The organism is Actinomadura formosensis, assembly GCF_050948385.1.
Taxonomy (GTDB): domain Bacteria; phylum Actinomycetota; class Actinomycetes; order Streptosporangiales; family Streptosporangiaceae; genus Spirillospora; species Spirillospora formosensis.
In genome coordinates, this window is record NZ_CP192011.1 from 6,517,195 (window position 1) to 6,533,264 (window position 16,070).

The 16,070-nt window shown below is 74.7% G+C and carries 1 protein-coding gene; it reads right to left on the reverse strand.

The genetic code is table 11. The features are described from left to right. Positions 1-14 precede the first annotated feature (14 nt). Positions 15-16,043, reverse strand: coding sequence for a type I polyketide synthase (locus ACQP1N_RS30505; RefSeq protein ID WP_433227794.1), 16,029 nt, complete (start codon positions 16,041-16,043; stop codon positions 15-17). Positions 16,044-16,070: the final 27 nt, after the last annotated feature.

The following is a 16,070-nucleotide window of genomic DNA, read 5'->3' on the forward strand; positions in this document are numbered from 1 at the left end:
TTCACCATCGGTGGTCAGCTCGTCCTGCCCAGGGCCCGTTGCACGAGACCGGTGACATCGAGTTCGTCGATCAGATCCACGTCGTCCGCACTGGCGGGCGCCTCGGCGGCCGGCGGGTCCGCGGCACGGTCCGCCTCGGCGAGGCCGAGCAGTGTGTCGAGCACGCCCGCCTCCTTGAACCGGGCGAACGGCACGGACGCCAGGACCTTCCGCAGGTCGTCCTCTCGGCCTTCCATGCCGTCGTCGGCCTCCCGGAGGAGCTCGGCGCGCAGATAGCCGACCAGCGCCTCCGGAGTGGGGTAGTCGAAGATCAGCGTCGCCGGCAGGCGCAGCCCGGTGGCGGCGTGCAGGCTGTTGCGCAGGTTGACGGCGGCCAGCGAGTCGAAGCCGACCTCCTGGAACGCCTGGCGCGGGCCGATGCCCTCCGCCCCGCCGTGGCCGAGGACCGTCGAGGCGTGGCCGCGGACCAGCCGGAGCAGGATGCGGTTCTGCTCGCCGTCCGGCACCGCCCGCAGGGAGTCCGCGAGGGACGCGGCGGTGTCGCTGTTCTCCGTATCGGGTTGCGACGCCTGGAGTGCCGCCTTCGCCTCCGGCAGGTCGGCGAACAGCGGGCTGGGACGGACGGACGTGAACGCGGGGATGAAGGCGCCCCAGTCCATGTCGGCCACGGTCACGGACTTCTCGTTGTCCTGCGCCGCCTGCACGAACGCGGTGACCGCCAGCCGGGGCGCCATGGGCAGGACGCCGCGGCGGCGGAGCTGGGAGAGCGTGGCCTCGTCCATGCCGACACCGATCTGGTCGAGGGCGCCCCAGGCGATCGATGTGGCCCGCAGTCCCCTGGCGCGGCGCCGTTCGACGATGGCGTCGAGGACGGCGTTCGCCGCGCCGGACGGGCCCTGGCCGCCACCGCCCCACACGCCGGCGATCGAGGAGAACACGACGAACGCGTCGAGCGGCCTGTCCCTGAACAGCTCGTCCAGGCGGCGGGCGGTGTCCACCTTGGCCGCGAACACCTCGGCGAGGTCGCGCTCGCCGGTGTCGTCGACGGTGCTGGTCTGCGTGATGTCGGCGGCGTGCACGACGGCCGTGAGCGGCTGGTCGCAAGAAGCCGCGGCGACCAGCCCCGCGACCGCGTCATGGTCGGCGTCGGCGCAGGACTCGACGGCGGTGTCGAGGCCCAGGCCGGCCAGTTCGGCGCGCAGTTCCGGCACGCACTGGTCGGGCGCGTACGCGGTGGTGGTGACGATGAGCCGGTCGGCGCCGGCCAGCGCGAGCCAGACGGCGGCGTGCCTGCCGAGCCCTTCCGCGCCGCCGGTGACGAGGACCGTGCCGTGTGGCCGCCAGCGATGGTCCCCCGCGGACTCCGGCACGGGCTTGCGGACCAGCCGCCGGCAGTAGACACCGGATCGTCGTACCGCGAGCTGGTCTTCACCGGCGGCACCGTTGAGCACGCCGAGCAGAGCTCGCGTAGTGCGCCGGTCGGTCGTGGCGGGCAGGTCGACCAGGCCGCCCCACCGGTCGAGGCGTTCCAGCGCGACGGCCCGGCCGAGGCCCCACAGCGATGCCTGGGCCGGTGCGGTGAGGGTGTCCTGGATGCCGATGTTCACCGCGCCCCGGGTCACGCACCACAGCGGCGCGGTGGCGGTGGTGTCGCCCAGGGCCTGGACGAGCGCGAGCGTCGTCGCGGCGAGCGCCGCCGGATCCTGTGTCCCCTGGTCGAGGGCGAGCAGGGACAGCACGCCGGTGATGTCGTGCTGGGCCAGGACGTCGGCGAGGCGCTCGGCGAGCCGTTCGCGGGTGCGGTCATGGTCGCCGGCCTCCAGCAGGACCATGCCGAGTCCCTGCCCGGTCAGCTCGGCGAGGAGGGCGTCGGTCGCGCCGTCGTCCCGGCGGGTGGACGGGACGACGACCAGCCATCGGCCGCGGGGCACGCCGGAGGCGTCGCGTTCGAGCGGATGCCAGGTGACGTGGTAGCGCAGCTTCTCCACGGCCGACCGCTCGCGGCGCTTCTCCCTCCAGTCCGCGAGCACGGGAGCGACGGCGCGCAGGGCGCTGCGCTGGTCCGGGGACGCCAGCTCCAGCAGCTCGGCCAGGGAGTCGGTGTCGGCTTCCTCGACCGCGGACCAGAAGTCGGCGTCGGAGCCCTCGGCGGTGTCGGTCCTCCCGGTCACTGCGTCCGCCTCGTGCAGCCAGTAGTGCCGGTGGTCGAAGGCGTAGGTCGGCAGATCGACCCGTCCGGACGGGACGGTCGGCAGCATGGTGGTCCAGTCGACGGGGACGCCCCGGACGAACAGTTCGGCCATCGAGGTCAGCAGCCGCCGCATCCCGCCGTCCTCACGCCGCAGCGACCCCGTCACCACGGCATCGGCGTCGGTCTCGTCCACAACCTCGCTGATCGGCTGCACCAGCACCGGATGCGCACTGACCTCCACGAACACCGTGTGACCCTGGTCGATCAGGTCGGCCACCGCCGGGCCGAACCGCACCTGCTGCCGCAGGTTCCGGTACCAGTACGCGCCATCGACAACCCCGGCATCCCGGACCCACCCGCCGGTCACCGTCGAATAGAACGGAATGGCCGGTGCTTGCGCGTCGATCCCGGCCAGCGCTTCGGTGAGCCGGTCGCGGATGTCGGCCACATGCCGACTGTGTGAGGCGTAGTCGACGGCCACCCGCCGCACCCGGACTCCTTGACCGGACAGGACCTCCAGTGCCTCATCCAGCGCCTCGGTATCGCCCGCGATCACCACCGAAGACGGCCCGTTGACCGCGGCCACCTCGACCCGGCCCGCCCACGGCTCCAACCGCGCCGCGGCCTCGACCTCGCTCAGCGCCACCGACGCCATACCGCCACGCCCCGACAACCGGGCGGCGATGGCCTGACTGCGCAACGCCACCACCCGCACCGCATCCTCCAACGACAACGCACCCGCCACACACGCCGCCGCGATCTCCCCCTGGGAATGGCCCACCACCGCGTCCGGCCGCAGTCCACACGACCCCCACAGCGCCGCCAACCCCACCATCACCGCAAAACTCGCCGGCTGAACGACGTCAACCCGCTCCAGCAAGGCGGGGTCACTCTCGCCGCGCAGGACATCCACCAGGGACCAGTCCACCCACCGCTCCAGCGCGGCCGCGCACTCGGAGAGCCGCTCGGCGAACACCGGCGAGGAATCCAGCAACTCCCGGCCCATACCAACCCACTGCGCACCCTGACCCGGAAACACCCACACGACCTTGCCCAGCACGTCCACGCTGCCGGTCACCACACCAGACGCCGTCTCACCACGCGCCAACACACCCAACCCAGCCCGCGCCTCTTCACGGGACCCCGCCACCACGACGGCACGCTGCCCCAGCAGCGCCCGGCTCGACAGCAAGGACCCCGCCAGAGCGGCCAGCGGCACGTCACCGGAGCCTTCAAGGAAGGTCGCCAGCCGACTGGCCTGTCCCGCCAGCGAACCGGCGGTCCCGGCCGACACCACCAGCGGCACCACACCGTCCGGCGGCGCCTCGGCTACGGCGGGCGTCTCCTCGGCCGGTGCTTCCTCCAGGATCAGGTGCGCGTTGGTCCCGCTGGCCCCGAACGAGGACACACCCGCCCGGCGCGGACGACCGTTGCGCGGCCACTCCCGGGCCTCCGTCAGCACCTCGACCGCACCGGCCGACCAGTCGACCTGGGGCGTGGGCGTGTCCACGTGCAGGGTCGCCGGGAGCACCTCGTGCCGCATGGCCTGCACCATCTTGATCACGCCGGCCACACCGGCCGCGGCCTGCGCGTGCCCGATGTTCGACTTCAACGACCCCAGCCACAACGGCCGGTCCGCGTCGCGCCCCTGCCCATAAGTCGCCAGCAGCGCCTGCGCCTCGATCGGATCACCCAGTGCCGTCCCGGTCCCGTGGCCCTCGACCACGTCCACATCGGACGGTGCGATCCCAGCGTTGGCGAGCGCTGCGCGGATCACCCGCTGCTGCGACGGACCATTCGGCGCCGTCAACCCATTCGACGCACCATCCTGATTCACCGCGCTACCGCGCAACACCGCCAGCACCCGATGCCCGCGCTCCCGCGCCACCGACAACCGCTCCAGCACCACCACACCGACGCCCTCGGCCCAGCCCGTGCCGTCCGCGCCGTCCGCGTACGCCTTGCAGCGACCGTCGGCGGACAGCCCCCGCTGACGTGAGAACTCCAGGAACGCGTCCGGACTGGCCATGACCGTCGCGCCGCCGGCCAGCGCCATCGAGCACTCACCCGACCGCAGCGCCTGCCCGGCCAGATGCATCGCCACCAGCGACGACGAACACGCCGTGTCCACCGTGACCGCCGGGCCCTCGAAACCGAACACATAGGACACCCGGCCCGACGCCACGCTCGACGCCGTGCCGGTCATGAGATAGCCCTGGACGTCCTCGGGCACGTTGCGGAGCCGGGTGACGTAGTCGTGGTGGACGATGCCGGTGAACACTCCGACGTCGGCGCCCTTCAACGACAGCGGGTCGATGCCCGCCCGTTCCAGCGCCTCCCACGACGTCTCCAGCAGCAGCCGCTGCTGCGGATCCATCGCCAGCGCCTCACGCGGCGAGATGCCGAACAGGCCGGCGTCGAACTGCGCGGCCTCGTGCAGGAACCCGCCCGAGCGGGTGTAGCTGGTGCCGGGGTGGCCGGGGTCCGGGTGGTACAGCCCCTCGACGTCCCAGCCGCGGTCGAGTGGGAAGCCGGACACGGCGTCCCGCTGCTCCACCACCAGCCTCCACAGCTCCTCGGGACTGTCCGCGCCGCCCGGCAGCCGCGTGCTCATCCCGACGATCGCGATCGGCTCGCCGGAGACCGCCGCCGGCGCCACCACGGCCGGTGGTGCCGCTCGCTCGCCGATCAGCCCGGCCCGCAGGTGGGCCGCGAGGAGCGCGGGGGTCGGGTAGTCGAAGATCAGGGTGCTGGGCAGGTCCACGCCGGTGAAGTCGCGCAGCCGGTTGCGCAGCTTGACCGCGCTGAGGGAGTCGAAGCCGAGGCTCTTGAAGGACCGCTCCTCGCCGAACCCGTCCGAGTCGCGGTGCCCGAGCACGACCGCGGTGCTCTCCCGGACCAGGTCCATCACGATCTGGAGCTGTTCGGTGGCTGCCAGCCCGGCCAGCCGGTCCGCCATCGCCCCGCCCGGCCCGTCGCCGCGCGCCACCGCGCGCCGGGCGAGCGGCACCGGTGGTGCGCCGGTGCCGGGCTCCTCGGCCACCGTGCCGGGCAGCGGGTGCCGGGCGCTGAGCGCCTCCGCGCCGCCCGCCGCCGTATCGGTCTCCACCCAGTACCGCCGGTGCTGGAACGCGTAGGTGGGCAGGTCGGTCCCGACCGCCGCGGCCGGCCGGCCGAGCACGGCCGCCCAGTCGACGGCCACGCCGCGCACGTGCAGTTCCGCGAGCGCGGTCATGACGTCGGTGGCCTCCGCACCGTTCCTGCGGAGGGTGGCGACGCAGCTCTGCTCCTCCGCGCCCAGCGTGCCGAGCGCCATCGCGGCGAGGACCCCGCCGGGGCCCAGTTCGAGGAACGTCGTCGCGCCCCTGTCGCGCAGCGCGGTGACGGCGTCGCCGAACCGCACCGCGTTCCGCGCCTGATCGACCCAGTAGTCGGGGGTGCCGAACCGGCCGTCCTCGGCGGGACGGCCGGTCAGCGTGGACACGATCGGCAGGTCGCCGGGCCGGCGCGGCAGGCCGGCCGCGACGGCGCGGAACTCGTCGAGCACGGGTGCCATGAGCGGCGAGTGGAAGGCGTGGCCGACCGGCAGCCTCCGCGTCTTACGGCCACGGCCGGCCAGCTCGCCGGCGGCGGCCAGCACCGCGTCCTCCGCCCCGGACAGCACCACCGAGTCGGGGCCGTTCACCGCCGCGACGCAGACCACACCGCCCACCTGGCCGAGCAGCGGCACCACCTCGGCCTCGGCCGCCTGGACCGCGACCATCGCGCCGCCTTCGGGCAGGCCCTGCATCAACCGGCCGCGTGCCGCGACCAACGTCGCCGCCTCGTCCAGGGCGAGCACCCCGGAGACGTGGGCGGCGGTGATCTCACCGATCGAGTGGCCCGCCAGGAGGTCCGGTCGCACGCCCCACGACTCGAACAGCCGGAACAGCGCGGTCTCCAGGGCGAACAGGGCGCCCTGTGTGTACATGGTCTGGTCGAGCAGGTCGCCGTCCGGCGCGGACACCACATCGCGCAACGGATGTGCCGCGTACCCCCGCAGGTGCTCGTCCACGGCCGCGCACGCGGCGGCGAACGCGTCCCGGAAGACCGGGAACGTCTCGGCGAGTTCGCGGCCCATGCCGGCCCACTGGCTGCCCTGACCGGTGAAGAGAATCGCCAGCTTGCCCGGCACCGGAGTGCCGGACACGACCGAAGGGCTCGCCTCCCCGCTCTCGAAGGCGGCCAGGTCCGCACGGGCCCGGCGCCGGTCGGACGCCACGACCACGGCGCGGTCGTCGAGGTGGGCCCGCTCGGTGGCGAGCGCGTGGGCGGCGTCGGCGAGGCGCACGTCGGGCCGGTCGCCGAGGAAGCGTGCGAGCCGGCCGGCCTGGCCGCGCAGTCCGGCCGGCGTCCGCCCCGACACGAGCACCGGGACGGGGACACCCGCCGGCTCCGGCGCGGGCTCCGGCGTGGGGGCCGGCGTGGGGGCCGGCGGGGGGGCCGGCGTGGGGGCCGCCGGCTCGTCGGGAGCCGCTTCCAGGATGACGTGCGCGTTGGTACCGCCGATGCCGAAGGACGACACGGCCGCCCGGCGGGGCCGGCCCGTCTCCGGCCAGTCGCGGGCCTCGGTCAGTAGCGCCACGGCGCCCGCCGACCAGTCCACCTTGGACGACGGGCGGTCCACGTGCAGCGTCCGGGGCAGCACGCCGTGCCGCATGGCCATGACCATCTTGATCACGCCCGCCGCGCCCGCCGCCGCCTGCGTGTGCCCGATGTTCGACTTCACCGACCCCAGCCACATCGGCCGGTCGGCCGGCCGCCCCTGGCCGTAGGTCGCCAGGAGCGCCTGCGCCTCGATCGGGTCGCCGAGCGTCGTGCCGGTGCCGTGTGCCTCCACGGCGTCCACGTCCGCCGCGCGCAGGCCGGCGTCGGCCAGTGCCCTGCGGATCACCCGCTGCTGCGCCGGGCCGTTCGGCGCCGTCAGGCCGTTGGACGCACCGTCCTGGTTCACCGCCGACCCGCGGACCACCGCCAGCACCCGGTGGCCCCGGCGGCGGGCGTCGGACAGCCGCTCCACCAGCAGCAGCCCCACGCCCTCGGACCAGCCGGTGCCGTCGGCGCCGTCCGCGAACGCCTTGCACCGGCCGTCGGGCGCGAGCCCGCGCTGCCGGGAGAACTCCACGAAGGTCTCCACGGTGCCCATCACCATCACGCCGCCCGCCAGCGCCATGGAGCACTCGCCCCGGTTCAGCGCCTGCGCCGCCATGTGCAGCGCCACCAGCGAGGAGGAGCAGGCGGTGTCGACCGTGATGGCGGGGCCCTCGAAGCCGAAGTGGTAGGCGACGCGCCCGGAGATGACGCTGCCCGAGCCGCCGGTGAGCCGGAAGCCCTCGACGCCGGACGCCCGGTGCATCCGCATGCTGTAGTCGTGGCTGTTGACGCCGGCGAAGACGCCGACGTCCTGTCCGGCGAGCGTGGTCGGGTCGATCGCCGCCCGTTCGAACGCCTCCCAGGACGTCTCCAGCAGCAGCCGCTGCTGCGGGTCCATCGCGAGCGCCTCGTTCGGCGAGATGCCGAAGAAGGCGGCGTCGAACCCGGCGGCGTCGTCGAGGAAGGCGCCGTGCCGCACGTAGGTGGTGCCCTCGTGGTCGGGGTCGGGGTGGAAGAGCCCGCCGGTGTCCCAGCCGCGGTCGGCCGGGAACTCGGTGACGGCGTCGACCCCGTCGGCCACCACCCGCCACAGGTCCTCCGGGCTGTGCACGCCGGCCGGGAAGCGGCACGCCATCGCCACGATCGCGATCGGCTCGCCGGCCGGCGCGGCGGGGGCGCCGGGGCCGGCCGGACGGTGCGCCGTGCCGCCGGCGAGCACGGCGCGCAGGTGCTCGGCGAGCGCCGACGGCTTCGGATAGTCGAAGATCATTGTCGGGGAGAGGGGGAGCCCGGTCGCGGCGGCCAGCCGGTTGCGCAGCTCCAGGGCGGTCAGCGAGTCGAACCCGGCGTCCTTGAAGGTCCGGCCGGGGTGGACGGCGTCGGCGGTGTGCCCGAGCACCTCGGCGGCGTGCCGCCGCACCAGGGCGAGTACGGCCTCGGCCTGCTCGGGGCCGGTGAGGCCGGCGAGGCGGTCCGCCAGGGGCGCGGACACGGCCGCCCGTGCCGCGGGTCGCGGCGCCGGGACGAGACCGCGCAGCAGCGGCGGGACCGGTTCGCCGGCGGCCGCGGTCGCGCGCAGGGCGAGCAGGTCGAGCTTCGCCGCCACGAACGTGCCGGAGGCGCCGAGGGCGGCGTCCAGGATGGCCATGCCTTCGGCGGTGGAGAGACCGGCCATGCCCGTCCGCTGGTTGCGCCGCAGGTCCGCGGCGCCCAGGTGCCGGGTCATGGCGCTGGCCGTCGACCAGTGGCCCCAGGCGAGCGAGACGGCCGGCAGCCCGAGACGGTGCCGCCGGCGGGCCACCGCGTCGAGCGCGGTGTTGGCCGCGGCGTAGCCGGCCTGCCCCGGGTTGCCCAGCACGCCTGCCGCCGAGGAGAACAGCACGAACGCGGCGAGGTCCAGGTCGCGGGTGAGTTCGTCCAGGTGGAGCGCCGCGTCCACCTTCGGCCGCAGCACGGTGTCGACACGTTCCGGGCTCAGCTCGGTGAGCACCCCGTCGTCGAGGACACCGGCGGTGTGCACCACGGCGGTGAGCGGGTGCTCGGCCGGGACGGCGGCCAGGACGGCCTCCAGCCGGATCCGGTCCGCCGTGTCGCAGGCGGCGATGGTGACGGACGCTCCCATGGCGGTCAGCTCGTCGTGGAGGTCCGGGGCATGGCCGCGGCGGCTGACCAGGACCAGGTGCCTGATGCCGTGCGCGGTGACGAGATGCCGGGCCGTGGCCGCGCCGAGTGTTCCGGTGCCACCGGTGATCAGCACGGTGCCACGGGGGTCGAGCGGGCGGCGGTCCCCCGCGTCCTCGGGCGAGACGCGTGCCAGGCGCGGCACCGCCGCGGCGCCGCCGCGCACCCTCAGCTGCGGTTCGCCGCTCAGCAGCACGGCGGGCAGCACGGGCCGGGAGGCGTCGTCGAGGTCGGCCAGCACTATCCGGCCCGGGTGCTCCGACTGCGCCGAGCGCACCAGGCCCCACACCGCGGCCGCGTCGAGTTCGGCGCAGTCCCCGGTGACGACGGCCAGCCGGGTGTCCGCCAGGGCCGGTTCCGCGAGCCACGCCTGGAGCAGTGCCAGCGCGGCGTTGACCGACGCGCGGGGATCCCCGGCGATGGCCTCGTACAGCAGGAAGTCGGGAGCCGCCGCGGCCGACGCGGCGACGTCCGCGCCGGTCGCGACGGGCACGATGTCGAGGGCGCGGTCCGCGGCGGGGAGCGGCAGTTCCGTCCAGTCGACACGGAACAGGGCATCGTGCGGCGACGCGCCGGCGATCCCCGCCTGTTCGGGGGAGAACGGTGTGCCGAGGACCGCGTCGACGGTCATGACGGGTCGCCCCGCGGTGTCGGTCAGCGCCAGCCCGGTCCCCCGCTCCGACGTCGCGCCCGGTCGCACGCGCAGCGCGGTGGCGCCCGATGCCAGAAGGGTCACCCCGGTCCACACGGACGGGAGCATGTCGCCGGGGACGACGGTGCGGACGGCGGCGTCGAGCAGGGCGGGGTGCATCCCGTAGCGGTCGGCGTCGCGGAGAGCGGCGCCGTCCAGGCCGACTTCGGTGGCGGCCCCGGCGCCCGGACGTGTCACCTGCGAGGCGGCGGGCGCCAGCGTGCCGTGCGCGTGGCTCGTCCATGGTGCGTCCAGAGGGGCGTCCGCGGCGCGGGAGTAGATCTCCACGGACCGCCGCCGCGCGTCGTCGGGCTCGCCGACGACGGCCTGGATGTCGCGGCCGCCTCGCTGTGGCAGCACCACGGGCGCCTCGACGGTCAGTTCGTCGAGGACGGGGGTGGCGGCCAGGTCGCCGAGCCGGACGGCCACCTCGACCAGGGCCGCGTTCGGTACCGGGACGGCATCGGCCACGAGGTGGTCCGCGAGCCAGGGCTGCGACTGCGGTGACCACCTCGACGTGGCCGTGAATCCGGCCGAGCCGGGCAGGCTGACGACCGCGCCCAGCAACGGGTGGTCAGCCGCCGCCTGTCCCAGCGACGCGGCATCCGCCGCCGGCCGGGCCGGCTGGAGCCAGTAGTGCCGGTGGTCGAAGGCGTAGGTCGGCAGATCCACCCACCCGGACGCGGGCGGCAGCACCTCGGCCCAGTCGACGGTGACGCCCCGCACGAACAGCTCGGCGATCGAGGTCAGCAGCCGCCGCATACCGCCGTCGTCACGCCGCAGCGAGCCGGTCACCACCACGTCGGCGGTCCCGATGATCTCGGTGATCGGCTGGACCAGCACCGGGTGGGCACTGATCTCCACGAACACCGTGTGCCCCTGGTCGATCAGGTCCGCGACCGCGGGGCCGAAACCCACCTGGTTGCGCAGGTTCCGGTACCAGTACCCGCCGTCGACGGCACCGGCGTCCCGGATCCAGTCACCGGTGACGGTGGAGTAGAACGGCACCGCAGGCGCCAGCGCACTGATCCCGGCCAGTGATTCGGCAAGCGTGTCGTGGACGTCTTCCACGTGCCGGGTGTGCGAGGCGTAGTCCACCGCCACCCGCCGCACCCGGACACCCTGGCCCGACAACGCCTCCAGAGCCTCGTCCAGCGCCTGCGCGTCCCCGGCGATCACCACCGAGGACGGCCCGTTGACCGCGGCGACCTCCACCCGGCCCGCCCAGGGCGTCAACCGGGCGACCGCGTCTTCTTCCGCGAGCGCGACGGAGGCCATGCCGCCGCGGCCGGACAACCGGGCCGCGATGGCCTGGCTGCGCAACGCCACCACCCGCGCCGCGTCCTCCAGCGACAACGCACCGGCCGCACACGCCGCCGCGATCTCACCCTGGGAATGGCCCACCACGGCGTCGGGCCGCACACCCACCGACGACCACACCGCCGCGAGACCGACCATGACCGCGAAGGTGGCGGGCTGCAGCACGTCGACCCGGTCCATCAGCTCGGGCTCGGCGTCGCCGCGCAACACGTCCACCAGGGACCAGTCGACCCACCGGTCCAACGCGGCGGCGCACTCCGCGATCCGTTCGGCGAACACCGGGGACGAGCCGAGCAGTTCCCGGCCCATCCCGGCCCACTGCGTCCCCTGGCCCGGGAACACCCACACCAGCTTGCCCGGCACGTCCGCACCGCCCGCGACGAGACCGGGCGCGGGCTCACCGCGCGCCAGGGCGCCCAGGCCGGTCAGCGCCTCCTCGCGGGAACCCGCCACCACGACGGCCCGCTCGTCCATCACCGCCCGGCGCGCCACCAGCGCCCCGGCCACATCCGCCGGCGGGGTCTCACCGGAATCCCCGATGGACGCCGCCAGCCGACCGGCCTGTCCCGCCAGCGACCCGGCGCTCCGCGCCGACACCACCAGCGGCACCACACCCGCCGGCGCCACACCCGCCGGCGCCACACCCGCGGGCGCCGCCTCTTCGGCGGCCGGCTCCTCGGGCGCCTCCTCCAGGATCACATGCGCGTTCGTGCCGCTGACCCCGAACGAGGACACACCGGCCCGGCGCGGACGGCCGTTCCGGGGCCACTCACGGGCCTCCGTCAGCAACTCCACGGCGCCCGCGGACCAATCCACCTCGGTCGTGGGCCCGTCCACGTGCAGCGTCGCCGGAAGTACGCCGTGCCGCAGCGCCTGCACCATCTTGATCACACCGGCCACACCGGCCGCGGCCTGCGCGTGCCCGATGTTCGACTTCAGCGACCCCAGCCACAACGGCTTCCCGGGGTCCCGCTGCCCATAGGTGGCGAGCAGCGCCCGCGCCTCGATCGGATCGCCCAGCGGTGTCCCCGTTCCGTGCGCCTCCACCGCGTCCACATCGGACGGCGCCAGGCCCGCGGCGCCGAGTGCCCTGCGGATCACCCGCTGCTGCGACAGACCGTTCGGCGCCGTCAGCCCGTTGGACGCGCCGTCCTGGTTCACCGCGCTGCCGCGCAACACCGCCAAGATCCGGTGCCCGCGCTCCCGCGCCACCGACAGCCGCTCCAGCACGACCACGCCCGCGCCCTCGGCCCAGCCGGTCCCGTCGGCCGTCGCCGAAAACGCCTTGCACCGACCGTCGGGGGCAAGAGCCCGCTGCCGGGAGAACTCCACGAAGGTGCCGGGTGTCGCCATGACCGTCGCGCCGCCGGCCAGCGCCATCGAGCACTCGCCCTGCCGCAGCGCCTGCGCGGCGAGGTGAATGGCCACCAGCGACGACGAGCACGCCGTGTCCACCGTGACCGCCGGGCCCTCGAAACCGAACACGTAGGACACCCGGCCCGACGCCACGCTCGACGCCGACCCGGTGGTCGCGAAACCTTCCAGTTCCGGCGCGACCACGCCGCCCCCGTAGCCGTGACCGAACACGCCGGAGAACACCCCGACCTCGGTTCCCTTCAACGAGAGCGGGTCGATGCCGGATCGTTCCAGCGCTTCCCAGGAGGTCTCCAGCAGCAACCGCTGCTGCGGGTCCATCGCCAGCGCCTCACGCGGCGAGATACCGAAGAACCCCGCGTCGAACAGCCCGGCCCCGCGCAGGAAGCCGCCCTGACGCGTGTACGAGGTGCCCGCGCGATCGGGATCGGGGTCGAACAGGCCCTCCAGGTCCCAGCCCCGGTCGTCGGGGAACCCGGAGACGGCGTCGACCCCGCCGGCCACCAGCTTCCACAGGTCCTCCGGTCCCGCCACCCCGCCGGGCAGCCGGCAGGCCATGCCCACGATCGCGATCGGTTCGCCGGGGTCGGCCGCCGTGACCGGCCCGGTCACCGATCCGGTGACACCGAGGACCTCGGTCCGCAGGCAGGACGCCAGCGCCGCCGGAGTGGGGTGGTCGAAGACGGCGGTGGTGGGCAGCCGCAGCCCGGTGCTCTCCGTCAGCCGGTCGCGCAGTTCGACGACGGCCATCGAGCTGAAGCCCAGGTCGTGGAAGGCGCGGTCGGCCGGGACCGCCTCGGGTCCCGGCTGCCGCAGCACAACGGCGGCCTGCGTGCGGACCAGGTCTTCCAGCAGTGTCCGCTGCGCGCGCTCCTCCAGACCGGCCAGCCGGTCACGCAGGGCCGCCGTGACGGCCGCGTCCGGCCTGCTCTGCCGGGACGGCGTCCCGGCCAGGGCTTTGAGGATCGCGGGAACGGGGGTGCCCGGGGCCGGTGTACCCGCCCTCAGGGCCAGCAGCGGCGAGCGGTCCGTCGTGACGGCGAGGTCGAGCGCGGCGAGCAGGTCGCTCAGCCGGCCGGTGGCGCGGGGCCAGCCGAGGAAGGAGGCCGGCAGGTTCCGCAGCCGGCGGTTCCGCACCACCGCTTCGGACAGGACGCCGTTGACGGCCGCATGGTGGTCGCCGGGTGACCCCAGCAGCCCCGCGGCATCGGACACCACGACGAAGGTGGAAGGCCCGTCGCCGGCGGTCATCTCATCCAGGTGCAGGGCCAGTCCGGGATCGTCGGCGGCGTGCACCACCGCGGTCACCGGGAGCCGCGGGCCGGCCAACGCGGCCCGCAGCGGCTCCGGGTCCCGGCCGTCCGCGGTCACCCAGGCGGCGTCCGCCCCGGTGAAGGCGGGTTCGGTGCCGGGCGGACCGACGAGGACCAGGTGCGCCGCGTTGTGGACCGTGGCCAGCCGGCGTGCGATCGCCGCGCCGTGCCCGGTGTCCGCTCCGGTGACCACCACCGTGCCGGCGGCACCCGGCCACGACTCCGCCCGCGGCGCGCCGGTGACGGGCAGGCGGGTCAGCCGGGGCGCCAGCAGTGCCCCCGACCGCACCGCGACCTGCGGCTCGTTCGACGCGATCGCGGCCATCAGGGTGCCGGGGCCCGGTTCGGCGCCGCCGTCGAGATCGAGGACGGTGAGCGGAGCGTCCGGGAAGGACCGGGCGACGGCCCAGAGCGGAGCGTCGGCCAGGTTCTGGGCGCCGTCCGTCGCGGTGGCCGCGACCGCGGCGCGGGTGAGGACGACCAGCCGGGAAGCCGCCGGTTCCGGCCGCGCCGCCGAGGCGCGCACGTGCTCCGCCAGGAGACGGGCGTTGTCGCGTCCCGCGGCGACCGGGTCGTGCGCGGGTCCGGGCGGCCGGACCAGGACCGTCACGTCCGCAACCGCCTCGGCCCCGGCCGCCGCCGCCAGGTCCGGGTACTGCCGTACCTCGGCGCCGCCCGCGCGCAGCGCGGTGACGAGTCCGGCCGCGGAACCGACCACCGCCCAGCTCCGGACCGGGGGCGCGGGGTCCGCCGGTGCCGTCACCGGAACCCAATCCACGGTCATCAGCGCGTCGTGGTGCCCGCTCGCCGCGTACCGCAGCCGGCTCGGCCGGTCCGCCAGGAGACGCCGCTGGACCTTGCCCGACGTGGTCCGGGGGATGCTCGCGACCTCGTGGACCTGCTCGGGCGCCTTGTAGGCGGAGAGTTCCTCGCGGCACCGGGTCATCAGGGCCTGGACGTCGAACCCGGAGGGGCCGGGGATCACATACGCGACCGGCACTTCGCCGAGCATGTCGTGCGGCGCACCGGCCACCGCCACATCGGCGACGCCCGGGACCGTGCGCAGGACCGCCTCCACCTCCGTGGGGTGGATGTTCTCCCCACCGCGGATGATGAGCTCGTTGATCCGGCCGCGAATGGTGAAGTAGCCGGCGTCGTCGCACCGGGCCAGGTCGCCGGTCCGGTACCAGCCGTCCCGCAGCGCCGCGGCGGTCGCCTCCGGGCTGTTGTGGTAGCCGACCATCACGTTCGGCCCGCTGACCCAGACCTCCCCCTCCTCGCCGGCGGGAACGTCGAGCCCGGTGCCCGGATCGACGACGCGCACCCCGACACCCGGCACGGGCAGGCCGCAGGACCCGTCGACCCGGGCACCGTCCGGCGGGTTCATGGTGATGGCCCCGCACGTCTCGGTGCTGCCATAGGCATCGACCAGCGGGACCCCGAAGGTCTCCTCGAACTCCCGGCGCAGCCCGGGCCCGGTGACCGCTCCCCCGACCAGGCCGATCCGCAGGCGGGGCGCGGAGAAACCGTTCCGCCGGGCGGCCGCCACCAGGCGGTGGTACGTCGTGGGAACACCGGCCAGGAAGGTCGGCTCGTCCTCGCGGAGCGCCCTGATCACGTCCTCCGCTGAACTCCCGTCCATGATCCGGGCGGTGGCGCCGACCACGGTGACGGAGAGGACGCACGCGATGTGCGAGAGGCTGTGGAACAGCGGGAGAGGCCAGAGCACCCGGTCCCGGTCCGTCAGCCCCGGAATCGGCACATAGCTGGAGGCGACGGACCAGAGGCAGTTGCGCTGCGTCGACAGGACGCCCTTGGGCCGGCCGGTCGTCCCCGACGTGTAGAACATCCAGGCCACGTCGTCGAGGCCGAGGTCGTCCCTGGCCGGCGTGTCCGGCTCACCGGCGGCGAGTTCGTCGTAGGAGTGGGCTCCCACCCGCACCGGGGCATCGCCCGTCACCACCAGCGTGAGGTGCGGCGCGGGCTGGAGCCGCTCCGCCTGCGCGGCATCGGTGATGACCACCGTGGCGCCGCTGTCGGCCAGCAGGTACTCCAGCTCGGCACGGGCCGAGGCGGGGTTGAGCGGCACCCCGACACCGCCCGCGCGCACGATCGCGAGATAAGCCTCTACGGTGGACACCGTGTTGCCCAGGCAGATGGCCACCCGGTCTCCGTGCCGGACGCCGAGGCCCGCCAGATGCCCGGCCAGCCTGCGCGTCCGCGCCTCCAGGTCCGCATAGGTGACCGCCCGCCGGTCGTCCGCGAAAGCCACCTTGCCGGGAAAGCGGGCCGCGTTCTCCTGGAGTACGGCAGGCAGCGGCTTGATGAGGTCGGTGCGCACTATGCCGCGGATCCTTTCGGGGACTCG